This window comes from Nonomuraea zeae, from assembly GCF_005889725.1.
Classification (GTDB): domain Bacteria; phylum Actinomycetota; class Actinomycetes; order Streptosporangiales; family Streptosporangiaceae; genus Nonomuraea; species Nonomuraea zeae.
In genome coordinates this window covers 1-21483 of record NZ_VCKX01000138.1, presented here as the reverse complement: position 1 = coordinate 21483, position 21483 = coordinate 1, and the positions used below count along the sequence as shown (strand labels likewise).

Here is a 21483-nt window from a genome sequence, read left to right as displayed (position 1 = left end):
CGCGGGCATGACCTTCGAGGGCACCCCTCAGCCGCCCGCCCGCTGGCATCACGCGCAGACCGAGCTGGACGACTTCGCGATCGTCAGCTACCGCGTCGACCCGGCCGCCCTCGCCCGCCACCTGCCCAGCGGGTTCGCCCCGGCGGAGCTGGACTTCGCCGACGGCTCCGGGGCCCTGGTCTCCGCCGTGGCCTTCAAGGACCGCGACTTCCACTTCCGGTTCCTGCCCCAGGTGGCGATCGCCTGCGGGCAGATCAACTACCGCGCCTACGTCACCGCGCACGGGCAGAGCGGCGTCTGGTTCTTCGGCACCAGCCTCGACCATCCCGTCGTCGCGATCCCGCAGCACTTGTGGGGCATGCCCTGGAGACGCGACCGCATCAGGATCGAGGCCGACTGGGAGAGCGTGCCGGCCCGCTGGAGCCTCGACGCCGGAGCCGCCCGCTGCGTCGCGGCCGAGCTCGACGAGCCCCTCACCGCGCTGGACGGCTTCGCCGGTGAGCTCGACTGGCTGGAGCGGCTCACCCATCCCACCCAGGGCTGGTACCGGCGGCGCGACGGCCGGGTGGGTGTCTACAGCATCTGGCACCCGGCGATGCGGCCCCGCTATCTCGCCGCCGCCTCCGCCCGCTTCCCCGTCTTCGAGCGCCTCGGCCTGATCGAGCCGGACACGCCGCCGCACTCCGTCCTGGCCCAGCCGGAGCTGCACTTCGACATCCACACCCCGCCCAGGCTCTTCCGCGCTCCCCGCTCGCCCTGAGCCCCTGATCCCGGCTCGCGGCGGTTCCGTGACCACCTCCCGGCGAGGCCCCTGATCTCACCTCGCGGTGAGCTCCCTGATCTCACCTGGCGGGGACTTCCTTGATGAACAGCAGGCCGTCGGTCCTGCCGAGCGCGCCGGGGTGCAGCGCGAAATAGCCGTGGTCGGACGTGGTCTCCGTGCGCGGGACCAGGCCTGCGACCGTGTCGCCGAGCGCGGCGGTCAGCGCCGCCGAGTCGATGACGTAGGCGTCGCCGGGCAGGGTGGCCAGGACTCCCTCGATGGTGTCGCCGTCCGGAGCGCCGAGCCCCCGGTGCGGCACCGAGCCCAGGGCCGAGGCGACGAACGCGTACTCCTCGCCCAGCCGGACGTCCATGATCGCGCCGGCGCTCCACCACTCCAGCGCCAGGTCGAGCAGCTGCCATTCGCTCTTGTCCCGCTGGAGGTGCCGGTTGTGGGCGTAGACGAGCGCCGGGGCCGCCTGGCCGCCCGCGATGGCGCTGAGGTTGTCGGCCATCATCGTGTCGCGGACGCCCAGGAGCCTGGCCACCCGGCTCGGGGACGGCTCGGCCACGCCCGCGTGATAGCGCAGCAGGCCGGTGGCAGTGCGCCCGTACAGGTTCGCCCGCCACCACTCCTCCCGCGAGGTGGCGGGGACCAGGCGCGGCGACTCGGCCGCGAGCAGGGCCTGGAGCTCGTCGGCGACGAGCCGCAGCCGGACGGCCGCGGCGGAGCCGCCGACGGACTGGGCGGGGTCCATGGCCGCGGCGGTGTTGGTCCAGGGCTCGTCGGGGCCGAGCAGCTCGCCGAGGCTCTCGGCGGTGCAGGGGAGCAGGCTCGCGTCCACGTGGGCGGCGAGATAGGCGTGGAGCGCGGTGAGCGCCTGGCGCGGGCTGGCGGCGCTCATCATCTCCAGCGGCGCGTCGAAGCCGAAGAACCGCAGCCGGTCCGCCGCCGGGCTGGTGCTGTTGTGCTCGCGCATCCAGCTCACCAGGGCGCGGTTGGCCGGTGACTCGCCGAGTCCGTGGCTGAAGCCGTGCCGCATGACGTCGTCGAGGGTGCCCTTGCCCTCGGTGACGTAATCGTCCACGATCAGGCCGGAGAGGCAGTCGCTCTCCAGCGCGAACGACCGGTAGCCCGCGTGCTCCACCAGATGGCGGAAGATCTGGTTGCGCAGCTCCTCCAGCGCTCCTTGGCCGTGCGTGGCCTCGCCCAGGCCGAGCAGGCGGGGGCGGGCCGGGAGCGTGCGGAGCAGCCGCTCGACCGCCGCACCCGGGTCGCCGGACAGGGCCAGGGCGGCGTCCTTCAACGAGGGGATGTCGGCCATGAGGAACTCCTGCTCTCTTCGGCGCAACGAGGTATGCCTTCAACCGTATCGTTGAACCGCCCGTTGAAGCTTTTTCCGCATCGATCGTGGCAGGATGGTCGAAACCCTCAATAGGCGGTACTCTCGTCCCGCTGCGCGTGTCGTCCTGGCGCCATAGAACGTGTGTTCGTATAATGGGGAGATGGATCTCAACCCTGAGGAACTGCCCGAGCTCTGGCGGCCGCCGATCGTGGAGCACGCCGCGGCGATCCGCGCCGGCGAGGCGCGCTACCTGCTGGCCTGGGGTGACGACGCGGCCGGCGCGCGGTGGGGCTTCCTGCTGTGGCCGCCGCGGACACGGCACGCGGGCGAGCGCGCCGAGCACCAGGGCGGCGCGCGATGGGTGCACTGGCAGGACATCAGGCCGGTGGCCGGGGAGGACTACAGCATGGTCCCCGTCGCGGATCCGCTGCTGTGAAGAAGGCTGGTCACGGCCCGCGTTGTCTGACTAAGGTCAGATGATGGACGCCAAGGAGATCGAGCGGGTGCGCCGGTTCCAGCGGACCGTGACCCAGCGCATCGGCGTGCTCAACGACCGGTTCCTGGCCAGGGACCGGCCGCTCGGGCAGGCGCGGGTGCTCTGGGAGATCGGCGCGGAAGGCCGCGAGGTGCGCGCGCTGCGGGCTCGGCTGGAGCTCGACTCGGGCTATCTGAGCAGGCTGCTGCGGTCACTGGAGTCGGACGGCCTGGTCGTCGTGGACGGCGGCGGCCCCGACGGCCGGGTGCGCACCGCCCGGCTCACCCCGGCGGGCGCGGCCGAGCGTGCGGAGCTGGACCGCAGGTCCGACGCGGCGGCCGTGTCGATGCTCCGGCCGCTGTCCGGCAGCCAGCGCGAGCGGCTGGTGAGCGCCATGTCCGAGGTCGAACGCCTGCTGCTCGCCTCCATGGTCACGATCGACGCCCTCGACCCCCGCCACCCCAGCGCCCGGCACTGCGTCAGGGCCTACGTCGCCGAGCTGGCCGGCCGGTTCGAGGGCGGCTTCGACCCCGCGCGCAGCATCTCCGCCGGCGACCAGGAGCTCCGGCCGCCCGCCGGCCTGCTGCTGGTCGCCGTGCTCCAGGCCGAGCCGGTCGGGTGCGTGGCGCTGAAGCGGCCCGCCGGCGGCTCGGTCGCGGAGATCAAGCGGATGTGGGTGGACCAGGCGGTCCGCGGGCTCGGCCTGGGCCGGCGGCTGCTCGATGAGGTCGAGGCGCGGGCGGCCGGGGCGGGCGTGCGCACGCTGCGGCTGGAGACGAACAGGGCGCTCACCGAGGCCATCGCCCTCTACCGGGCGGCCGGCTACCGGGAGGTGGCGGCGTTCAGCGACGAGCCGTACGCGCACCACTGGTTCGAAAAGCGCCTGCCGCCCGGGGCGTAGGTCACCGCACCCTGGCCAGGCGGTAGCGGTCGTCGTGCTTCCAGAGCAGCCAGTCGCCCGCCGCGAGCATCACCTCCGGGTTCTTGCGTCGCTGCCCGGTCACCGGATCGAACAGGATCGAGGTGCCTCCGGCGTTGTAGGTGATGAGCCGGTTGCCCGCCGTCAGCCACGGCGTGACGCCCTTGTCCGGCGGCGGGACGCTCCCCAAGGTGGACGCCGGCCCCCAGGTGTCCCTCGGCACCCAGCGCAGCATGTTCCCGGCGACCCAGGCGAAGCGCTGCCCGGACGCCGCGGCGTACCACTTCTGGTCGGGCTCGCCCATCGAGTGCGGCAGGACCCCTTCCGGCAGCGGATGCTCGGCCGCCACCGATCCCCGCTCGACGTCGATCACCCGCAGCACCTTGTCGTTGGCCGGCTCGGTGGTGAACAGGTAGGGGTAGGAGAAGGCCACTGCGTCCCCGGTCAGCGGGCCCGCGCCGCCGACGACCGTGCCGGGGCCCGAGCAGCCCTTGGCCATCCAGGGCCGGCGCATGACGTCGCTGCCGACGATCACACCGCCGTCCACCCAGACGGGGGCCCCGGGGTCGGCGCCCTGCGGGCTGACCGTGTGCGTGGTCCCGTCCGCCGCGCGGCAGCGCTGGCCGGCGGCGGAGCCGTCGCGCTGCGTCCACGTGCGGAAGGCGGCATCGCTCCCCAGCCCCGACCGGGCCGAGATGCCGAGCTCCTTGGGCGCGCCGCCGTCCGGGCCCGCCTCGGCCACCTGGCCGCCGGGCGTCGTGCCCAGGACCGTGCCGTCCCTGCCGAGCGTGGCCGGGACGAACGGCTCGCCGGACGCGGTGCGCGCGTCGATCTCGACGAGGTCCGACACGGTCATGAGACCGCGCAGCATCTCCTCGAAGCGGACACTGGCGGAGCCGGCGATGATCGTCCCGCCCGTCACGGTGACGGTCACGGCCGGTGCGGGCATGCTGGGCCGAGGCCTCGCCTCGGTGGGCGCGGCGGTCGGGCTCAGGTTCGCCGTCGTGGCGGGGTCGGCGTTCCCCGTGCGTACGGCCAGCGGCACGGCCACCACGACTGCCGCCGCGCAGGCCGCGGCGGCCAGGCCGATCGCGCGGCGGCTCCTGCGGCGGGCGGCCACCGCCCGGCGGATCCGGCCGGCCAGCTCCGGCGGCACCTCGCCCCCGGGCGGGTCGCTGAGCAGCGCGCCGAGACGGCGCTCCAGGTCATCCATGACCGACCTCCTCGTTCCTGACGGCCGCGCGCAGCCGGGCCAGCCCCCGCGACGCCTGGCTCTTGACGGTTCCGCGGCTGCAGCCGAGCAGCCGGGCGATCTCCTCGTCACTGCGCTCCTCGACGTAACGCAGCACCAGTACGGCCCGCATGCGCGGCGGCAGACCGGCGACCCTGGACCTGATGCCGTCGTCGTCCAGCAGGCGCTCCAGCCCCAGGTCCGCCGTCGCCGGCTCGGGAGGGCTGGCCACGAACACCTCGCGCTTCGGCCGCCGCCAGCGGTTGGCCATGATCCGGACCATGGCCGTGCGGACGTACCCCTCCGGGTCGTCCTTGCGCCTGATCGCGTGCCAGCGCAGGCCGGTACGGGTGAGCGCCTCCTGCACCAGGTCCTCGGCGTCGTGCCGGTTCTGGGTCAGGACCAGGGCGTAGCGGTAGAGCGCCGGCAGCCGCTGCGCCGCGAAACTCTCGAACGTCGGGTCGTTCACTCGCACCTCCGCCCCCCAAGGACACAGGAACCGGCCGGATGGTTGAGCATCCGGCCGGAAATCCCGGTGATCGGCGTCCCTGAGGGGCCGTCCCCGAACGGGGCCCTACCCGCCTGCCCGCGCGGGCTCGACCGCGGGGTTGAAGCGGTGATAGCCGGGTGCGGTCCAGCCGGCCGACACGGTCCCGGCGAGGTGCGCGTACTCGTCCACGTCGAACCGCACCACCCGCTGCTCCCCCCACTCCACCCGTGCCCGCCCGGTGAGCTGCAGCGTCTCCCCGCGCGCCCAGTCCACGAACAGCAGCCCGGCCGCCGGGTCCAGCTCCAGGTTGCCCAGCGTCATGTACATCGAGTTGCCCGTGTAGTCGGGGAACACCAGCGAGCCCGGCCCCGTGACCTGGACGAACCCGGGGTTGCCGCCCCGGTGCGACACGTCAGCCCCCAGCCCCTCGGCGCGGGTGGCGATGAAGAACGTGTCCGCCTCCTCGATCCACGCGACGTGCCGATCCGTCAGCGCGGTGCCCCGTCCCAGCCCCGCGGGGGTGCCGGGGACGGAGGTGGGCTCGCGAGTCTGGATGTACTTCGGGCAGTTGGAGTAGACCTGCTCGGTCCACACGACCAGGCTGTCACCGGCCTGTACGGCGGTGCCGTTCACCCGCATCCTGCGCCGCGTGTGCGGCTCGATGGCCAGCAGGCCGATGTCGCGTTCCGCGGTGAACAGCCCGTGCAGCGGATCGGGCTCCGCGGGCAGGGCGGACACCACGATCGTGCGGTCGTCCTGCGGCGCGGCGAACCCCGCCGGCCCCGTGAGCAGCCCGGCCCAGACCCGGCCGAGATCGTCGGCCGCCCCCGCGACCAGCAGCCGCTGCCCGCGCAGGAACTCGGCCGCCACGTCGGGGATCTCCGGCCGGGTGCGCGAGCTGCCGTGATCCTCCGCGCGCACGCCCGCGCGCCGCTGGACGGCGACCTCTCCCGGATGTCTCATTAGAAGAACCCGCAGGTCGGCGCGCCTGAGGTGGGCGCGGAGCGGTCGCCGGCGCCGTCCGGGGCGAAGATCTCCAGCCGGATGCCGTCGGGGTCCTCGAAGAACACGCCGCCCGACGTGGCGCCCTCGCCGTGCGGCACGACGCCGTCGTGGTGGAGGGTCGCGCCGATCTCCCTGACGACGGCCTCGGCCCGCCGCACCGCTTCCAGGTCGGCCACCTGGAAGGACAGGTGGTGCAGCCCCGGCAGGGCGGTGGCGAAGCGGCCCTCGCTCTGCTGCCAGAGCGTCAGCACCAGCGTGCCGTCCTGGGTCAGGAACGCGTACCTCCGGCCCTCCTCCTGCGACTCGCCCGCGACGGTGAACCCGAAGACGCGCCGGTAGAACTCCGTGGACTTGCCGAGATCGGTGACGTTGAGCCCGATGTGCCCGGTCTGGAAGGTCATGCCGCACTCCTCTAACGGATGAATGGCTGATTCGCCGTTAGAATCAATATAACGGCAAACCTGAGTCCTTGGCGTTAGAAAAGGGTCACTTCTTGTGCTCCCGGTAGTGCCTGGCCGCCCTGGCGCGGTTGCCGCACGCCGTCGAGCACCACTCCTGGCGCGGGTGCTCCCTGATGAAATAGAGCACGCAGCGCGGTGCCTGGCAGGTGCGCAGCAGGGCCCGGTCGGGGCTCGCGAGGAGCTCCATGGCCGCGGCGGCGAGCCGGGCGCGCAGCCGCGCGGACGCGTCGGCCGGGACGGCGGGCACGGTGTGCAGCTCGGGCTCCGCCTCCCCGTCCCAGGACAGGGCCGGTGCGGTGGGCGCGGCCAGCGCGGTCGCGTTGACCAGCGCCAGAGCCTCCTCGAACCCCGGCAGGTCGGCGGCGTCCGCGCGGCTCGGCGGGCCGGGGGCCACGGCCCTGGCGAACAGCGCCCGCACGGCCAGCCGCAGGCGCACCGTCTCCTGGCGCGACTCTTCGGTGGCGCTGAAGCCGGGATCCAGGCCGAGCTCGGCCGCGTGATCTCTGGCCCACGCGGTCAGGCCGTCGGCGTCGGACAGGGTGTCGATCAGTCCGGACCGATCGGCCCTGACCGTGCTGACGAACTCGAGGCTCAGGAAGGACATTCCCTCAATCTAACGCCTACGCGTGCCTGGACCCGTTAAGTAAAAATTGCGTGGCCAGAAAACTTGCTGACCCCGCAATTTCTTGTACGCTGACGTCATGAGCGGGCTGAGAGAGCGGAAGAAGCAGGCCACGCGCGAGGCGCTGATGACGGCCGCGCTCCGGCTGGCCCTGCGGCACGGGCTGGAAAACGTGCGGGTGGAGGACATCGCCGCCGAGGTCGGGGTCTCGCCCAGGACGTTCAACAACTACTTCGCCGGCAAATACGAGGCGATCACCGCCCGCCACACCGATCGCATCCTGGGCACCGCCGCGGCGCTGCGGGCCCGGCCGCCCGGCGAGCCCTTCTGGGAGGCGCTGACGGAGGCCATGGTGGCGCCGTGGGAGCAGCACGCCCGCACGGGCGACCAGGCTCCCGATCCCGAGCTGCTGGCCGGCATCCGGATGCTGGGCGACGAGCCGGCCCTGCGGGCGGAGTCGCTGCGGGTGGCGTTCACGGCCGAAAGGGAGCTGGTCGCGGCCGTCGCCGAGCGCACCGGCACCGACGCCGCCCAGGACCTCTATCCCCATCTGGTCACCGTCACCGCCACGGCCGCCGTGCAGGCGGCCGTCAGTCACTGGATGCGTTCCGATCCACCGGTCCCGCTCCTGCCGCTCCTGCGCGAGTCCCTGCGCGCGCTGGCCGCGGGACTGCCCACCCCTTCCATCTGAGGAGAAGACCTCATGGACACAACCGCGGACGTCGTCATCGCCGGCGGCGGCCCCAACGGGCTGCTGCTGGCCTGCGAGCTGAGCCTGGCCGGAGTGCGGCCGATCGTGGTCGAACGCCTGCCGGAGCGCAGCGACCAGCCCAAGGCCAACGGGATCGTCGGCCAGGTCGTCCGCCTGCTGCACCAGCGGGGGCTGTCCGACCAGGACGTGCCCATGCCGGTGTTCACGTTCGGCGCGATGGTGCTGGACCTGGTCGAGCTCGACCCCAACCCGCTCTACGGGATGGGGATCAAGCAGCCCGCGCTGGAGGAGCTGTTCGAGTCGCGGGCGCTGGAGCTGGGCGTGGAGATCAGGCGCGGGCACGAGCTCGCCGGCTTCACCCAGGACGCCGACGGCGTCACGCTGGAGCTGACCGGTCCCGGCGGGCCCTACCGGCTGCGCACCCGCTACCTGGCCGGCTGCGACGGCGCGCACAGCCTGGTCAGGAAGCACGCCGGCATCGCCTTCCCCGGCGTCAGCTCGGCCGACATCGTCAGCCGCATCGCCCACGTCACCGTGCCCGGCGCGGTCATCAGGACCGAGCGGGCCGAGATGGAGGTGCCGGGGGTGGGGACGTTCGGGCTCTACGCCTGGCACCGGACCGAGCGGGGGGCGTACGCGCTGCTGCCGGTCTCCCCGGGGGTGCTGACCGTCGGCACGATCGAGTGGGACGTGCCCGCGCCGGGCGACGACGTGCCGATGACCGTCGAGGAGCTGAGCCAGAGCCTCGCCCGCGTCCACGGCAAGGAGGTGCCGCTCGCCTCGCCCGCCGGTCCCGGCCCGCACATGCTCAGGCGGCTGAACGGCCGTGACACCAGGGTCGCCGCGAGCTACCGCGACGGCCGGGTGTTCGTGGCGGGGGACGCCGCGCACGTCCACTCCGCGATGGGCGCGCCCGGCCTCAACCTGGGCCTTCAGGACGCCGTCAACCTGGCCTGGAAGCTGGCCGCCGAGATCCGCGGATGGGCGCCGCCCGGGCTGCTCGACACCTATGACGCCGAGCGCCGCCCGGCCGCACTGCGGGTCGCCATGCACACCCAGGCCCAGCTCGCGCTGAGCGCCCCCGGGCCCGCGGTCACCGCGCTGCGCGAGCTGTTCGGCGAGCTGCTGGGCGACGAGGTCACCCGCGGCCGCATCGCCGCGCTCATGGCCGGGTCCGACCTGGCCTACCCGATGCCCGCGCCGCCGCACCCCCTGCTCGGCCACTTCCTGGCCGAGCTGCCCGCCGAGTCCGCCTCCCGGGCCAGGCCGATGCTGCTCGACGCGACGGGCGGCCTGCGCGTCCGGCACGGCCGCGTGGACGTGGTGCCCTCGGAAGGGCCCGACTGCGTGCTCGTACGCCCTGACGGCTACGTGGCCTGGGCGGGCGGCACGCCGGACAAGTCGCTGGAGCAGGCGCTAGAGACGTGGTTCCGCGAGAGTCTCGAGGTGCCGGCGTAGCACCGCGGCCATCAGCTCCGGCGTCATCCTCTCGGGGTGGAGCACGCCTTCGACGGTGAGCCCGTCGATCAGCGCGCACAGCCGCTCGGTCTCCACCGCGGGCTCACCGGGCAGCCGCCGGTGCCGGGCGACGCCTTCCACGATGCGCCGGACCAGCCGGCGCATCCCGTCGTACGCCTCGCGCGCCAGCGGCTGGAGCTCGGGACGGGTGCGCGCGGCGGTCGTGAACGCCAGCCAGACCGTCGCCTCCTCCCTGCGCCGCTCGTCGAGGGGCAGCAGCTCGGCCAGCATCGCCTCGACGCCCTCGGCCCGCTCGCCGTGATCCGTCGCGGCCAGCAGCGGGCCGACCCGCTCCAGGATCCGCGCGCCGACCCGGTCGATCGAGGCGCGCATCGCGAACACCATCAGGTCGGTGTGGCCGGCGAAATAGTGCCTGATCGAGCCGATGGCCAGCCCCGCCTCCTCCGCCACGTTGCGCAGGGACGCCTGCTCGAAGCCCGCGCGCCGGACCACGCGGAACACCGCGTCCACGACCTCGTCCCTGCGGGCTTCCGGATCGACCACCTTTGGCATGTTGTCCTTTATAGCACGGCCCTGCTAATTTATTTAGCATGGACGTGCTACAAATACTGCTCATCGTCGGCGCGGTCGCCTACGTCGTGGCCAGGCGCTTCGCCGGCCAGCCACTCGTCGCCAAGGACGTCTACGTGCCGCCGGTCATCCTGGCCGGGATCGGGGTCCACGGCCTGGCCGGGATCGACCTGTCGGCGCTGGACGCCGGCTGGCTCGCCGTCACCACCGTGCTCGGCGTCGGCTTCGGGGCGCTCAGGGCCGGCACCACGGTCGTGTACCGCCGGGACGGGGTCCTGTGGCAGCGCTACACCTGGAAGACGCTGGTGGTCTGGGTGGTCACCTTCGTCATGAGCTTCGGCGTGGGAGCGCTGGCGGTCGCGACCGGCATGCACGCCGAGGCCAGGTCCGTGCCGCTGTCGATCGGCGTCGGCCTGCTCGGGGAGGCGCTGGTGATCCTGCTCAGATCGCGTGCGGCGGGCGTGCCGTTCGCGCCCGGCAGGCGTTAACCTGCCAGCAGAATCCTGTTCTGGAGGGAAAGTCATGCCGGAGAACCTCATCTTCCGCCTGCCACCGACGTTCGAGACGGTCGAGGAGGAGCGGCGGCACCGCAAGGAGCGGCTGGCCGCGGCGCTGCGCGTCTTCGGCAAGCTGGGCTTCGAGGAGGGCGTGGCCGGGCACATCACCGCCCGCGACCCCGAGCTGACCGACCACTTCTGGGTCAACCCGTTCGGCATGTCGTTCAAGCACATCCGGGTCAGCGACCTCATCCTGGTCGACCACGCGGGCCAGGTCGTCGAGGGCCGCTACCCGGTCAACGAGGCCGCGTTCGCCATCCACTCCCAGGTGCACCAGGCCAGGCCGGGCGTGGTCGCCGCCGCGCACAGCCACTCCGTCTACGGCCGCGCGCTGTCGGCGCTGGGCCAGGTCATCGAGCCCATCACCCAGGACGCGTGCGCGTTCTACCAGGACAACGCGCTGTTCGACGACTACACGGGGGTGGTGACCGACCTGGAGGAGGGCAAGCGGATCGCCGCCGCGCTGGGCGGTAACAAGGCCGTCGTGCTCAGGAACCACGGCCTGCTGACCGTCGGCGACACCGTGGACGCGGCCGCCTGGTGGTTCATCACCATGGAGCGCTCGGCCCAGGTCCAGCTCGTCGCCAAGGCGGCGGGCCAGGTCGTGCCCATCGAGCCGGCCAACGCCGCGCTCACCCACCAGCAGATCGGCAACGACCTGGTCGGGTGGATCAACTACCAGCCGCTGCACGACCAGATCGTGCGCGAGCAGCCCGACCTGTTCGAATAGCCGCCCGCCGGGCGCAGGCCCGCCGGCCGGGCGCGCAGGCCCGGCCGCAGGGCGCTCAGACCCGGCCGACTCCGGCGAGGATGCCCGACTTGACGAAGTCGTACGAGCCGTCGGGGGAGGCGTCGGGCGTCCAGTCCGCGACCGGGACGATGCCGGGGCCGAGCAGCTCCAGGCCGCCGAAGAGGCCGGCGATCTCGTCGTAGCCGCGGCCGGCCACCCCGCCGGAGGTGGTGCTCGAGTAGACCTGCTTGCCCTTGACGGTGGCGTCCTCCGTCGCGTTGCCCGTGTACAGGTGCGACAGCACCAGATAGCCGCCGGGACGCAGCCGCTCGCGCACGCGGGCGGCGATCCTGGCCGCCTCCTCGTCGTCCGGGATGAAGTGCAGCACCGCCACGAGCAGGATCGCGTACGGCTGGGTGAGGTCCAGGTGCTCGGCGACGCGCGGGTCGTCCAGGATCGCGTCGGGGTCCTTGAGGTCGCCCTCCATCGCCAGCACGTCGTGGTCCCTGGCCAGCAGCGCGCGGGCGTGCGTCAGGACGATCGGGTCGTTGTCCACGTAGACGACGCGGGAGCCGGGGGAGTGCCGGCCGGCCACCTGGTGGACGTTGTCCTGGGTGGGCAGGCCCGCGCCGATGTCGATGAACTGGCGCACCCCGGCCTCGGCGATCAGGCGCACCGCCCGGCCGAGGAAGCCGCGGTTGGCCAGGGCGATCTGGCGGGCGTCGTTGCCGAGCCTGCGGCCGATCTCGATCATCTTCTCGGCCGCCTCCCGGTCGGACGCGAAGTTGTCCCGGCCGCCGAGGTAGTAGTCGTACATGCGGGCGACGCTGGGCACGTTCGGGTTGATCCCGGCGGGTACGCGGTCCGCCTCGGCCATGTGACGACCCCTTCACTGTGATCGTTTGGCGCCGATTCTAGGCGGAAACGTGGTGAATGCCACAATCCGCATGCGCCCAGCGGGCCCAAGCCTGCGACGAAGGCCGCGTTCCGCGCCCAGGGCGCTCTCTGGACGGGCTCGGGGCGGCTCCGAGTGGCTCGAAGTGGCCCAGGGCGGCTCAGGCGCGGCGGAACGTGTGGCGGTAGGCCAGCGGCGCCACCCCCACCGCCGCGTGCAGATGCTGGCGGAGTGAGACCGCGGTGCCGAACCCGGCCTGCCTGGCCACCTCCTCCACGCCGAGATCCGTGGTCTCCAGCAGGTGCCGGGCGTGCTGCACCCGCTGCCCCGTGAGCCACCTGGCCGGGCTCACCCCGGTCTCCTCCCTGAACCGCCTGGTGAACGTCCGCACGCTCATCCTGGCGTGCTCGGCCAGCAGGCTCAGGTCGAGCGGGGTGTCGAGGTGGGCGAGCATCCAGTCGCGGGTGGCCGCGGTGCCCCCGCCGGAGACGTCCGGCAGGTGCCGGTCGATGTACTGGGCCTGGCCGCCGTCCCGCCAGGGCGGCATGACGCAGCGGCGGGCGGTGCGGTTGGCCACCTCGCTGCCGTGGTCGCGCCTGATCACGTGCAGGCACAGGTCCATCCCCGCCGCCACCCCCGCGGAGGTCAGCACGTCGCCGTCGTCCACGAACAGCACGTCGGGATCCAGCTTCACCTGCGGGAACAGCGCGGCGAACCGGGCCGCCTCCCGCCAGTGCGTGGTGGCCGGGCGGCCGTCGAGCAGCCCGGCCGCCGCCAGCACGTACGAGCCCGTGCAGATCGACATCGTGCGCGGCCGGCCCTGCAGCGCGTCGCGTAGCGTGGCCGAGATCGTGCCATCGCGCATCGCCCGGCCCGCGTGGATGCCCGGCACCAGCACCGTGTCGGCCGTGTCGAGCACGTCGAGATCGTGGTCGGGCAGCACGCTGTAGCCGGCCGAGCAGCGGACCGGCACGCGGCCCTCGGAGCAGGTCACCACCTCGTACAGCTTCTCGCCGTCCCGCGTCTCCGCCGCCCAGAACACCTGGCCGGGCACGCCGAGGTCGAGCGGGGCGAAGTGGTTGAGCACCACGACCGCGATCCGATGCACCATGGCCAGATTCTTTCACATATTGGCTATCCGGCCACTCGTGACGGATGAGATGGATAAATCAGGATTGGCGCATGACTGTGAGCACCCCTGCGCCGACCCGCCACGGCCTGCACCGGGCCTGGTTCGTGGCCGCCGTCGCCTTCGTGGCGATCCTGGGCGCCGCCGGGTTCCGCGCGACCCCCGGCGTGCTGATCACCCCGCTGCACGAGGAGTTCGGCTGGTCGGCCGGCACGATCTCGCTGGCCGTGTCGATCAACCTGGTGCTCTACGGCCTGACCGCGCCTTTCGCCGCGGCCCTGATGGACCGCTTCGGGATGCGCCGGGTGGTCGCGATCGCGTTGCTGCTGATCGCCGCGGGGAGCGGGCTCACCGTGCTGATGACGGCGAGCTGGCAGCTCCTGCTGTTCTGGGGCGTGCTGGTGGGGCTCGGGACGGGGTCGATGGCGCTGGTGTTCGCCGCGACGGTGGTGGACCGCTGGTTCGTGCGGCACCGCGGCCTGGTGACCGGCGTGCTCACCGCCGGTGGCGCCACCGGGCAGCTCATCTTCCTGCCCGTGCTCGCCCAGCTCGCGGAGGGGCCGGGATGGCGCTTCGCCTCGCTGACCGTGGCGGCGGCGGCGCTGGCCGTGGCGCCGTTCGTGTGGTGGCTGCTGCGCGACCGGCCGGAGGACGTCGGCACCACGGCGCTCGGCGCGGAGCCGGGCGCGGTGCGTACCGAACCTGGCAAGGTGAACGCGGCGGTCAGAGCGGTCACCGTGCTCGGCCGGGCCGCGCGGACGCGGCCGTTCTGGCTGCTCGCAGGGGGTTTCGCGATCTGCGGGGCCAGCACCAACGGGCTCGTCGGCACCCACTTCATCCCGGCCGCGCACGACCACGGCATGGCCGAGCCGGTCGCGGCCGGGCTGCTGGCGGTCATCGGGATCTTCGACATCGCGGGCACGATCGCCTCCGGCTGGCTCAGCGACAAGATGAACCCCAAGGTGCTGCTCGGCGTCTACTACGGGCTGCGCGGGCTCTCGCTGATGGTGCTGCCCAGCCTGTTCGCGGCGACGACCGAGCCCAGCATGCTGATCTTCATCGTGTTCTACGGCCTCGACTGGGTCGCGACCGTGCCGCCCACGGTGGCGCTGTGCCGGCGCATCTACGGGGCCGACGGGGCCGTCGTGTTCGGCTGGGTGTTCGGCTCGCACCAGGTCGGGGCCGCGTTCGCCGCCGTCGGCGCCGGTCTCACCCGCGACCACCTGGGCGCCTACGACCTCGCCTGGTACGGCGCGGGCGCGCTCTGCCTGGTCGCCGCGGGCATGTCACTGGCGATCGGGCATGCTAGAGGGCGATGAACGCCGAGCTGTATGTCCTGCCCCTGGTCGTCAGGATCGAGAGAGCCGCCCCTCCCGAGCGCACCGACGCGCTGGAGGCCGCCGCCATGGCCGTGCTGAGCCTGCTGGACGACCCGGGGGAGTGGGCCGCCGAGCTGCACGCCTGGCAGTCCACCGGCAAGATCCGCAAGGTCGTCCGCCGGGCGAGAGGGGCCGAGTGGCGCAGGGCGCTCGCGCTGCCCGGCCGCACGATCGAGCACCGTACGGCCGAGGTGCGCGTGCACCCGCCCGTGCCGCTGGACGACTGGCCCAGGGACCTGGCGCGGTTGCAGGTGTCGGGCACGGAGCTGACGGACGCCGAGCCGCCGGCGGATCCCGTACGACCGGTTCTGTGGGGCAACCCGAAGCTGGAGATGTCGGCGGGCAAGGCCATGGCGCAGGCCGGGCACGCCGCCCAGCTGGCCTGGTGGGCCAGCGACGAGGGCGAGCGGGCGGCCTGGCGGGCGGCCGGCCTGGCGGTGTCCGTGCGCACGGCCGCCGGCCAGGACGACTTCGACGCCATGGTGGCCTCCGGGCTGCCCGTGGTGCGCGACGCCGGGTTCACCGAGATCGAGCCGGGCTCGTGCACGTTCGTCGCGGACGCGCCCTGGCTCCTGGGCCGCGTGACCAGACGCTGACCCCCGGCGTCTGCCGCGCCGTCAGATCGTGAACACGTCGGCGAGGACGCCGCCCGCCGGGGTGATCCGCGCGGGTGACGGGCTGTCGTAGACGACGATGAGCCGGCCGTCGCCGAGCCGCGCCACTCCTTCCGGGTGGTCGCAGCGCACGCCGTAGGGCAGCTCCAGCACCTTGTCCAGCTCGCCATCGGAGACGACCGAGCGGCGCGACCGGCCGGGCCGCCAGCGCACCAGACGTACCGGCCCGTCGAGGTCCATCGTCGGCCCGGCGAGCACCAGCAGCGCGTCGCCGTCCGGGCACAGGTCCCGCACGCCGAGCCCGTTCAGGTCCAGGAAATGCTTGCGGTACGGCTCCCGCAGCCGCAGCCGCCCCTTGCCCGCCTCCTCCAGCCGCAGCTCCAGGATCAGGGCCCAGCCGCGCAGCACGGGCCCGCGCAGCCCCAGGTAGACGCGGTCGGACGTGACGGCGATGCCCTCGATGTCCAGGCCGTTGTCCTTGCCGGGCAGCGCCAGGAACGGCGCGAGATGCCGGTCGTCGCTCAGGTGCGCGGCGACGTTCTGCGCGCCGGACAGGATCGTTCCAGCGCCGGGCACCTCGGTGACGGGGTCCAGCGGCAGGCGGGCCAGGATGAAGCGGTTCTCCTCCCTGATCACCGTGGCCAGGCGGTCCGCGGCCTTCTCCGGGTCCTTCGACTTGACCTTCTTGCGCTTGAGACTGTGCGAGCCGACCAGCCAGAGATGGCCGTCGGCGCGGGCCAGGCCCTCGATGTCGGCCTCGTCCTCAGGGTCCGCGGGCAGGTTGACGTGGTCTGCCAGCAGGAACGTGCGCTGGTCGCCGAAGTGGTCGCCGGTCCACGTCAGATGCTCGAACGTCGCCGTCTCGTCGCCGGCCACCCACAGCCCGGCGGAGCTCTGGCGGATCGCCGAAAGGTTCGTATGTGTCTCTGACGCTCGCGATGCGTGGTCGAAACGCAGCTCAACCTGTTCCACGGAAGCCATGATTGCACTTCGGTAGCATCATGGGCGCGATGGCGGGATATGTCGTACGCTCCCGTCGTGCTCGATGGGGAAGATGTGATCAAGGGTTCCGGAGTGAGAACCGCGCCCAAGCCGGGAACCCCTGTTTCTCCCCCCAGACGCTCCCGCATCGGGGACATCCGCATGCGGGTGGTGTATCGGGGGCTCGCCGCGGTCGCCGGTGTCGCGGCCGTGGCTGTGGCGCTGGTCGTGGTGCTCCCGTCAGGGCCGGACGTGGTCGCGGCGGGGCCGGTAACCGCGCCGCCGGCCGCACCGTCCGCGTCCGGCCCCGCACCGACCGCGTCCGGCCCCCCACCGACCGCGTCCGGCCCGGCACCGACCGCGTCCGGCTCCGCACCGACTCCGGCCGCCTCGGTCTCGGAGACGCCCGCCGCCTCCGCCGGGCGGCCCAAGCCGTCGCCGGGCGCGACGCTCGCCCCCGGCTACACGGCCATGGAGGCCCTGTACGCCGATCCGCGCGTGCCCGAGCTCACCAGCGGCGTCAAGCGGATGGCCCTGCCCTCTCCGGGCAAGCGGGTCATGAAGGACCAGCGCTCGGGACTGGCCGTGCCGAGGCTCGGGCGGCCGTGGAAGGCGTACGGGGCGGCGCCGTTCACCACCAAGCAGGTGCTGCCCAAGCGGCGCGGCGCGAGCTCGCGCGGGATCTTCGTCACGTGCCCGCTGCCCATCATGGAGCAGAAGTCGGCACGGGACACGGCGCTGCTGGCCGCCCGCTGGACGCTCAACCACCACCCCAAGGGCTCCAAGATCAGCTGGCTGGCCTCCCAGCCAATAAAAAACGGCTGGATGCTCGTATATCGCGTCAAATACGGAAAACATACGTCTCGGGCGGCTGTGGCGGTCGTGGACGGGGGAATGAGCAAGCCTGGCCTGGCGTTCGTCACAGTGCCTGACTCGCAGAGGAAGCAGTGGCGCGACATTGGCCGCGTGGTCTCAGGGGTGCGTGTTCTAGGCTAGAAAGATCATGTATGCGGCGATGTGGGGGAGTGACGCCGTGGAACGCTCTGGACCGCCGCAGGCCTCGAACAAGGGCAAGGGCAAGCCGCCCTGGCGCTCGGAAGGCCTGCCTGGCACACCCGGAGGCCGGCCCAAGATCAACTGGTGGCGCTTCGTCGTCACCCTGCTCGTCGTGTACGCGGCGTTCTTCGTGGTGTCGTCGTTCGTCGACAGCGAATCTGTCGAGACGATCTCGTACACCGAGTTCACCAAGCAGGTGACCGCGAAGAACGTCAAGGAGATCTACGCCCAGGGGCTGTCCGTCGAGGGTGACCTGCGCACCTCGGCGAAGAACCCCGAGAGCAGCGAGTCCTACACCAGCTTCCGTACCGAGATCCCGGCCTTCGCCAACACCGACCAGCTCGACCAGCAGCTCGCCACCGGCCAGGTGGAGATCACCTCGCAGCCGATCACCCGCGGGTTCTTCTCCAACCTGCTGCTGTCGCTGCTGCCCGTGCTGCTGCTCGCCGGCCTGTGGATCTGGATCATGCGGCGTGGCGCCAGCATGATGGGCGGCGGGCTCGGCGGCCTCGGCAAGTCCAAGGCGGCCAAGCCGGTCGAGGCCGGGCAGGTGCGGGTCACGTTCGACGACGTCGCCGGCATCGACGAGGTCGAGAACGAGCTCGTCGAGATCGTCGACTACCTCAAGGACCCCGACAAATACCGCAGGCTCGGCGCGAAGCTGCCCAAGGGCGTCCTGCTCGCGGGCCCTCCCGGCACCGGCAAGACGCTGCTGGCCAGGGCGGTCGCGGGCGAGGCCAAGGTGCCGTACTTCTCCGCCAGCGCCTCCGAGTTCATCGAGATGATCGTCGGTGTGGGCGCCTCGCGCGTGCGCGACCTGTTCGAGGAGGCGCGGAAGGTGGCGCCGTCGATCGTCTTCATCGACGAGATCGACGCCATCGGCCGGGCCCGCGGCGGCGCGGGCGGCATCGGCGGCCATGACGAGCGCGAGCAGACGCTCAACCAGATCCTCACCGAGATGGACGGCTTCTCCGGCGCCGAGGGCGTGATCGTCATCGGGGCCACGAACCGTCCCGAGATCCTCGACCCGGCGCTGCTGCGTCCCGGGCGCTTCGACCGTACGGTGCAGGTGGGCCTGCCCGACGCGGCCGGTCGTGCCGAGATCCTGCGGGTGCACACGCGCGGCGTGCCGCTGGACGGCGCGGTCAGCCTCGACCAGCTCGCCAAGACCACCCCCGGCATGACGGGCGCCGACCTGGCGAACCTGGTCAACGAGGCCGCGCTCCTCGCCGCCAAGCGCGGCAAGGACAAGGTCGCGATGGCCGACTTCGCCGACGCGCTGGAGAAGCTGCAGCTCGGCGCGGCCCGCAGCATCGTGATGCCGGAGGAGGAGCGCACCAGGACCGCCTTCCACGAGGCCGGGCACGCGCTGCTCGGGATGCTCCAGCCGGGCGCCGACCCGGTCAGGAAGATCTCGATCATCCCGCGCGGCCGGGCGCTCGGCGTCACGCTGTCCACCCCCGACACCGACCGGTACGCCTACGACGAGGAATATCTGCGCGGGCGCATCACCGGCGCGCTCGGCGGGATGGCGGCCGAGCAGGTCGTGTTCGGGGTCATCACCACCGGCGCCGAGAACGACCTGGAGCAGGTCACCATGATCGCTCGCGGCATGGTCGGGCGCTGGGGCATGTCGGAGAAGGTCGGCCCGCTGACCATCCTGCCCAACGACGGCCAGCCGCCGCAGGCCTCGCCTGCCACGCTCGCCACCGTGGACGAGGAGGCGCGGCGGATCGTGGACGAGTGCTACGAGCGTGCCGTCCGGGTCCTCACCGACAACCGCGACAAGCTGGACGCGATCGTGGCGGCCCTGCTGGAGCACGAGACGCTCGACGAGGCGGGGGCGTACGCGGCGGCCGGCGTGCCGAGCCGCTCGACGGCCCACGCGGCGTCGCCGAACGGGCAGGCAGCTCATGGCGCGGCGGTTCCGGGCACGGTCGCGCCCGGTCCAGTAGCCGGCGATCCTGCGGGTTTTTCCGAAAACTAGGACAATACGGGCAATGGCTCGATCCCGGTCAGGGAACGTCTTTCGGGACAACGATCGGGGGACTGTCGTGACACTGAATGACGAGCTTCTCGCCCAGCTCGGAGACTCAGGACTGGAGCAGATCGCCGGGATGCTCGGCACGGACACGACCACGGCCCGCAACGTGGTCGAGGCCGTGTCGGGCACCATTGTCGGCGGCCTGGCCCGCAACGTTGAGCACCCGGACGGCGCCGACGCCCTGCGCGGGGCGCTGGACGACCACGTGGACGCCGACCCGTTCAACGGCGACGTGGCCTCGCTCACCCGTGACGGGCACAGCATCCTCGGCCACGTGCTGGGCGGCCAGGGGACGGAGCAGGCGGCGGCCGGGCTGTCGCAGTTCGCTGGGATCAACTCGGCGACCATCATGAAGCTGCTGCCGCTGATCGCCCCCATGATCATGTCGCTGCTCGCCGACCGCGCGGCGAGCAGGAACATGGACGCCGGCGCCGTGGCCGACGACCTGAACAACGAGCGGTCGGCCGTGCCGGGCGGGCTGGAGGACCTGCTCGGCGGGCTGCTGGGGAGCATCTTCGGCGGCGCCGTGCCGCGGCAGGGCGGTCCGTACGAGCCGACCGGCGCGAGTGCCCGGGACGGCTCACAGGACGGCTCCCAGGACGGCGACCGGGCCCCGGACGGCCGCAGGGGGTCGGATCAGCGCGAGGTGGCCCCGGGGACATCGAACCCCGACTGGTGACCGGTAGGCTGGGGCAGTGATCGTTCTGGCCTCTGCTTCCCCCGCCCGCCTCGCCACGTTGCGCACCGCCGGTCTCGACCCCAAAGTGATCGTCAGCGGGGTCGACGAGGAGGCGTTCTCCGCCCACAGCCCGGCGGCGCTCAGCCTGGTGCTGGCCAAGGCGAAGGCCGAGGCGGTGGCGAGCGAGCTGGACGAGGGGCTGGTCATCGGCTGCGACTCGATCCTGGAGCTCGATGGGCGCCCCTACGGCAAGCCGGCCACGACGGAGGAGGCCGCGGAGCGCTGGCGCCTCCTGCGGGGGCGCACCGGCCGCCTGGTCACGGGTCACTGCGTGATCGACGTGCCGGCGGGCAGGCAGGTCGCGGAGGTGGCGACGACGGTGGTGCACTTCGGCCAGCCGTCCGAGGAGGAGATCGCCGCCTACGTGGCCACGGGCGAGCCGCTCGGCCTGGCCGGGGCGTTCAGCATCGAGGGCCGCGGCGGCTGGTTCGTGGACGGCATCGAGGGCGACCACGGCAACGTGCTCGGCATCTCGTTGCCGCTGCTGCGCAGCCTCTTCGCGGAGCTGGGCTACGCGGTGACGTCGTTCTGGCGCTAGCCTGCCGGGCATGCGATCACTGCGTGACTTCACGTCCGGAATCGGCTTCTTCTTCCAGGGGTTGGGATGGGTCTCCAGGAACGGGCGCTGGTGGCTGTTCGGGCTGATTCCGGCGTTGATCGCGTTCGCGGTCTATGTGGTGGCGCTCATCTTCCTGGGCACGAACGCGGCTGAGCTGGCCGAGCTCCTGACGCCGTTCGCGGATTCGTGGAGCTGGCGCGAGCTGTTCCGCACGTTGGTGGGGATCGCGCTGGTCCTCGCCGGGCTGGCGCTGGCGGTGCTGACGTTCACCGCGCTGACGCTGGCGATCGGGGAGCCGTTCTACGAGCGGCTGTCGGCGGCGGTGGACGTGCTGCCGTCGGAGGAGGAGCAGCCGTGGTGGCGCACTCTGCCGCGCTCGATCAGGGACAGCCTGGTGACGCTCTTCTACGTGCTGCTCTTCACGATCCCGCTGTTCATCCTGGGCTTCGTGCCGGTGGTGGGGCAGACGGTGGTGCCGGTGCTGGGCGCCGCCGTTTCCGGATTTTTCCTAACAGTCGAGCTCACCACCATCGCACTCGAACGCCGCGGCCTGGCCCGCAAGGCCCGCTTCGCGCTCCTGCGCGCCAACAAGGCCAGCGCGCTGGGGTTCGGGGTGGTGGTGTTCCTGCTGTTCCTGGTGCCGTTCGTAGCGGTCATCGCCATGCCGGCCGCGGTCGCGGGCGCCGCCCTCCTCGTACGCACCCGCCTGACCCCCACCCCTTAGCCAC

At 72.4% G+C, this 21483-nt stretch carries 24 protein-coding genes; 14 read left to right on the top strand and 10 right to left on the bottom strand.

Annotated features, from left to right (window positions below):
• Positions 1–7: 7 nt before the first annotated feature.
• Positions 8–760, top strand: coding sequence for a DUF2071 domain-containing protein (locus ETD85_RS35255; protein ID WP_170247001.1), 753 nt, complete (start codon positions 8–10; stop codon positions 758–760).
• 82 nt (positions 761–842) lie between these two features.
• Here the strand turns inward: ETD85_RS35255 and ETD85_RS35250 are convergent, their stop codons facing one another.
• A complete protein-coding gene (locus ETD85_RS35250; RefSeq protein WP_138694148.1) occupies positions 843–2087 on the bottom strand; it encodes an erythromycin esterase family protein in 1245 nt (414 codons plus the stop codon).
• A gap of 181 nt (positions 2088–2268) precedes the next feature.
• Here ETD85_RS35250 and ETD85_RS35245 point away from each other — a divergent pair, with 181 nt between their 5' ends.
• Together ETD85_RS35245 and ETD85_RS35240 are read left to right on the top strand one after the other, a co-directional pair.
• On the top strand, positions 2269–2544 hold the full coding sequence (locus ETD85_RS35245) for a hypothetical protein (protein ID WP_138694147.1): 276 nt from the start codon (positions 2269–2271) through the stop codon (positions 2542–2544).
• 40 nt (positions 2545–2584) lie between these two features.
• Positions 2585–3484: a bifunctional helix-turn-helix transcriptional regulator/GNAT family N-acetyltransferase gene (locus ETD85_RS35240; protein WP_138694146.1), complete on the top strand. Its 900-nt coding sequence runs from the start codon at positions 2585–2587 to the stop codon at positions 3482–3484.
• A gap of 1 nt (position 3485) precedes the next feature.
• Here ETD85_RS35240 and ETD85_RS35235 read toward each other — a convergent pair whose 3' ends face one another.
• The 5 genes from ETD85_RS35235 to ETD85_RS35215 all read right to left on the bottom strand — a co-directional run bounded on the left by ETD85_RS35235 (position 3486) and on the right by ETD85_RS35215 (position 7293).
• A complete protein-coding gene (locus ETD85_RS35235; RefSeq protein WP_138694145.1) occupies positions 3486–4715 on the bottom strand; it encodes a hypothetical protein in 1230 nt (409 codons plus the stop codon).
• The gene (locus tag ETD85_RS35230; protein WP_240779631.1) at positions 4708–5202 is read right to left on the bottom strand and encodes a SigE family RNA polymerase sigma factor; all 495 of its coding nucleotides are present in this window, start codon (positions 5200–5202) and stop codon (positions 4708–4710) included. Before ETD85_RS35230 ends, ETD85_RS35235 begins: the two co-directional genes overlap by 8 nt.
• A gap of 105 nt (positions 5203–5307) precedes the next feature.
• Entirely contained in the window at positions 5308–6186 is an 879-nt protein-coding gene (locus tag ETD85_RS35225; protein WP_138694143.1) for a pyridoxamine 5'-phosphate oxidase family protein, read from the bottom strand.
• Positions 6186–6629, bottom strand: a complete 444-nt coding sequence (locus ETD85_RS35220) for a VOC family protein (RefSeq protein WP_138694142.1) — start codon at positions 6627–6629, stop codon at positions 6186–6188. Before ETD85_RS35220 ends, ETD85_RS35225 begins: the two co-directional genes overlap by 1 nt.
• 85 nt (positions 6630–6714) lie before the next feature.
• Positions 6715–7293 carry a CGNR zinc finger domain-containing protein gene (locus tag ETD85_RS35215; RefSeq protein ID WP_138694141.1) on the bottom strand — a complete coding sequence of 193 codons (579 nt, stop codon included), beginning with the start codon at positions 7291–7293 and terminating at the stop codon, positions 6715–6717.
• Between the two features lie 97 nt (positions 7294–7390).
• On the opposite strand from ETD85_RS35215, the gene ETD85_RS35210 reads away from it, so the two are divergent.
• On the top strand, positions 7391–8002 hold the full coding sequence (locus tag ETD85_RS35210; RefSeq protein WP_138694140.1) for a TetR/AcrR family transcriptional regulator: 612 nt from the start codon (positions 7391–7393) through the stop codon (positions 8000–8002).
• 12 nt (positions 8003–8014) lie between these two features.
• Positions 8015–9481, top strand: a complete 1467-nt coding sequence (locus tag ETD85_RS35205) for an FAD-dependent monooxygenase (RefSeq protein ID WP_138694139.1) — start codon at positions 8015–8017, stop codon at positions 9479–9481.
• On the opposite strand, the gene ETD85_RS35200 is transcribed toward ETD85_RS35205, so the two are convergent.
• On the bottom strand, positions 9440–10054 hold the full coding sequence (locus tag ETD85_RS35200; RefSeq protein ID WP_138694138.1) for a TetR/AcrR family transcriptional regulator: 615 nt from the start codon (positions 10052–10054) through the stop codon (positions 9440–9442). The genes ETD85_RS35205 and ETD85_RS35200 overlap by 42 nt on opposite strands.
• A gap of 38 nt (positions 10055–10092) precedes the next feature.
• Between ETD85_RS35200 and ETD85_RS35195 the strand changes: the two genes are divergently transcribed.
• Both ETD85_RS35195 and ETD85_RS35190 read left to right on the top strand, forming a co-directional pair.
• On the top strand, positions 10093–10560 hold the full coding sequence (locus ETD85_RS35195) for a DUF1453 domain-containing protein (RefSeq protein WP_138694137.1): 468 nt from the start codon (positions 10093–10095) through the stop codon (positions 10558–10560).
• Between the two features lie 34 nt (positions 10561–10594).
• Complete coding sequence (locus ETD85_RS35190) at positions 10595–11359, top strand: class II aldolase/adducin family protein (protein ID WP_138694136.1); 765 nt, start codon at positions 10595–10597, stop codon at positions 11357–11359.
• Between the two features lie 55 nt (positions 11360–11414).
• Here ETD85_RS35190 and ETD85_RS35185 read toward each other — a convergent pair whose 3' ends face one another.
• Both ETD85_RS35185 and ETD85_RS35180 read right to left on the bottom strand, forming a co-directional pair.
• Positions 11415–12236 carry an SAM-dependent methyltransferase gene (locus tag ETD85_RS35185; protein ID WP_138694135.1) on the bottom strand — a complete coding sequence of 274 codons (822 nt, stop codon included), beginning with the start codon at positions 12234–12236 and terminating at the stop codon, positions 11415–11417.
• 178 nt (positions 12237–12414) lie between these two features.
• Positions 12415–13365 carry a GlxA family transcriptional regulator gene (locus ETD85_RS35180; protein WP_138694134.1) on the bottom strand — a complete coding sequence of 317 codons (951 nt, stop codon included), beginning with the start codon at positions 13363–13365 and terminating at the stop codon, positions 12415–12417.
• 71 nt (positions 13366–13436) lie between these two features.
• Here ETD85_RS35180 and ETD85_RS35175 point away from each other — a divergent pair, with 71 nt between their 5' ends.
• Together ETD85_RS35175 and ETD85_RS35170 are read left to right on the top strand one after the other, a co-directional pair.
• Positions 13437–14702, top strand: coding sequence for an MFS transporter (locus ETD85_RS35175; RefSeq protein ID WP_138694133.1), 1266 nt, complete (start codon positions 13437–13439; stop codon positions 14700–14702).
• Positions 14699–15358 (top strand): peptidyl-tRNA hydrolase, encoded by a 660-nt coding sequence (locus tag ETD85_RS35170; protein WP_138694132.1) that lies wholly within the window; start codon positions 14699–14701, stop codon positions 15356–15358. The genes ETD85_RS35175 and ETD85_RS35170 overlap by 4 nt, the downstream gene beginning before the upstream one ends.
• Before the next feature lie 21 nt (positions 15359–15379).
• Here the strand turns inward: ETD85_RS35170 and ETD85_RS35165 are convergent, their stop codons facing one another.
• On the bottom strand, positions 15380–16357 hold the full coding sequence (locus ETD85_RS35165) for a DUF3616 domain-containing protein (RefSeq protein ID WP_138694131.1): 978 nt from the start codon (positions 16355–16357) through the stop codon (positions 15380–15382).
• A gap of 162 nt (positions 16358–16519) precedes the next feature.
• On the opposite strand from ETD85_RS35165, the gene ETD85_RS63495 reads away from it, so the two are divergent.
• From ETD85_RS63495 to ETD85_RS35140, 5 genes are all read left to right on the top strand, one after another.
• Positions 16520–17353: a hypothetical protein gene (locus tag ETD85_RS63495; protein ID WP_170247000.1), complete on the top strand. Its 834-nt coding sequence runs from the start codon at positions 16520–16522 to the stop codon at positions 17351–17353.
• A gap of 37 nt (positions 17354–17390) precedes the next feature.
• The gene (ftsH, locus tag ETD85_RS35155; RefSeq protein ID WP_276617301.1) at positions 17391–19400 is read left to right on the top strand and encodes an ATP-dependent zinc metalloprotease FtsH; all 2010 of its coding nucleotides are present in this window, start codon (positions 17391–17393) and stop codon (positions 19398–19400) included.
• Positions 19401–19467: 67 nt separating this feature from the next.
• On the top strand, positions 19468–20136 hold the full coding sequence (locus ETD85_RS35150; protein WP_170246999.1) for a DUF937 domain-containing protein: 669 nt from the start codon (positions 19468–19470) through the stop codon (positions 20134–20136).
• A 16-nt stretch (positions 20137–20152) separates the two neighbouring features.
• Complete coding sequence (locus ETD85_RS35145) at positions 20153–20734, top strand: Maf family protein (protein ID WP_138694128.1); 582 nt, start codon at positions 20153–20155, stop codon at positions 20732–20734.
• A gap of 10 nt (positions 20735–20744) precedes the next feature.
• Complete coding sequence (locus ETD85_RS35140) at positions 20745–21479, top strand: EI24 domain-containing protein (RefSeq protein ID WP_170246998.1); 735 nt, start codon at positions 20745–20747, stop codon at positions 21477–21479.
• Positions 21480–21483: the final 4 nt, after the last annotated feature.

Excerpts from the sequence above, each read along its gene's own strand:
- ETD85_RS35205 (WP_138694139.1), top strand. The coding sequence starts at position 8,015 with ATGGACACAACCGCGGACGTCGTCATCGCCGGCGGCGGCCCCAACGGG.
- ETD85_RS35140 (WP_170246998.1), top strand. The coding sequence starts at position 20,745 with ATGCGATCACTGCGTGACTTCACGTCCGGAATCGGCTTCTTCTTCCAG.
- ETD85_RS35165 (WP_138694131.1), bottom strand. The coding sequence starts at position 16,357 with ATGGCTTCCGTGGAACAGGTTGAGCTGCGTTTCGACCACGCATCGCGA.
- ETD85_RS35185 (WP_138694135.1), bottom strand. The coding sequence starts at position 12,236 with ATGGCCGAGGCGGACCGCGTACCCGCCGGGATCAACCCGAACGTGCCC.
- ETD85_RS35170 (WP_138694132.1), top strand. The coding sequence starts at position 14,699 with ATGAACGCCGAGCTGTATGTCCTGCCCCTGGTCGTCAGGATCGAGAGA.
- ETD85_RS35200 (WP_138694138.1), bottom strand. The coding sequence starts at position 10,054 with ATGCCAAAGGTGGTCGATCCGGAAGCCCGCAGGGACGAGGTCGTGGAC.
- ETD85_RS63495 (WP_170247000.1), top strand. The coding sequence starts at position 16,520 with ATGCGGGTGGTGTATCGGGGGCTCGCCGCGGTCGCCGGTGTCGCGGCC.
- ETD85_RS35215 (WP_138694141.1), bottom strand. The coding sequence starts at position 7,293 with ATGTCCTTCCTGAGCCTCGAGTTCGTCAGCACGGTCAGGGCCGATCGG.
- ETD85_RS35210 (WP_138694140.1), top strand. The coding sequence starts at position 7,391 with ATGAGCGGGCTGAGAGAGCGGAAGAAGCAGGCCACGCGCGAGGCGCTG.
- ETD85_RS35255 (WP_170247001.1), top strand. The coding sequence starts at position 8 with ATGACCTTCGAGGGCACCCCTCAGCCGCCCGCCCGCTGGCATCACGCG.
- ETD85_RS35180 (WP_138694134.1), bottom strand. The coding sequence starts at position 13,365 with ATGGTGCATCGGATCGCGGTCGTGGTGCTCAACCACTTCGCCCCGCTC.
- ETD85_RS35235 (WP_138694145.1), bottom strand. The coding sequence starts at position 4,715 with ATGGATGACCTGGAGCGCCGTCTCGGCGCGCTGCTCAGCGACCCGCCC.
- ETD85_RS35190 (WP_138694136.1), top strand. The coding sequence starts at position 10,595 with ATGCCGGAGAACCTCATCTTCCGCCTGCCACCGACGTTCGAGACGGTC.
- ETD85_RS35240 (WP_138694146.1), top strand. The coding sequence starts at position 2,585 with ATGATGGACGCCAAGGAGATCGAGCGGGTGCGCCGGTTCCAGCGGACC.
- ETD85_RS35175 (WP_138694133.1), top strand. The coding sequence starts at position 13,437 with ATGACTGTGAGCACCCCTGCGCCGACCCGCCACGGCCTGCACCGGGCC.
- ETD85_RS35225 (WP_138694143.1), bottom strand. The coding sequence starts at position 6,186 with ATGAGACATCCGGGAGAGGTCGCCGTCCAGCGGCGCGCGGGCGTGCGC.
- ETD85_RS35250 (WP_138694148.1), bottom strand. The coding sequence starts at position 2,087 with ATGGCCGACATCCCCTCGTTGAAGGACGCCGCCCTGGCCCTGTCCGGC.
- ETD85_RS35195 (WP_138694137.1), top strand. The coding sequence starts at position 10,093 with ATGGACGTGCTACAAATACTGCTCATCGTCGGCGCGGTCGCCTACGTC.
- ETD85_RS35245 (WP_138694147.1), top strand. The coding sequence starts at position 2,269 with ATGGATCTCAACCCTGAGGAACTGCCCGAGCTCTGGCGGCCGCCGATC.
- ETD85_RS35220 (WP_138694142.1), bottom strand. The coding sequence starts at position 6,629 with ATGACCTTCCAGACCGGGCACATCGGGCTCAACGTCACCGATCTCGGC.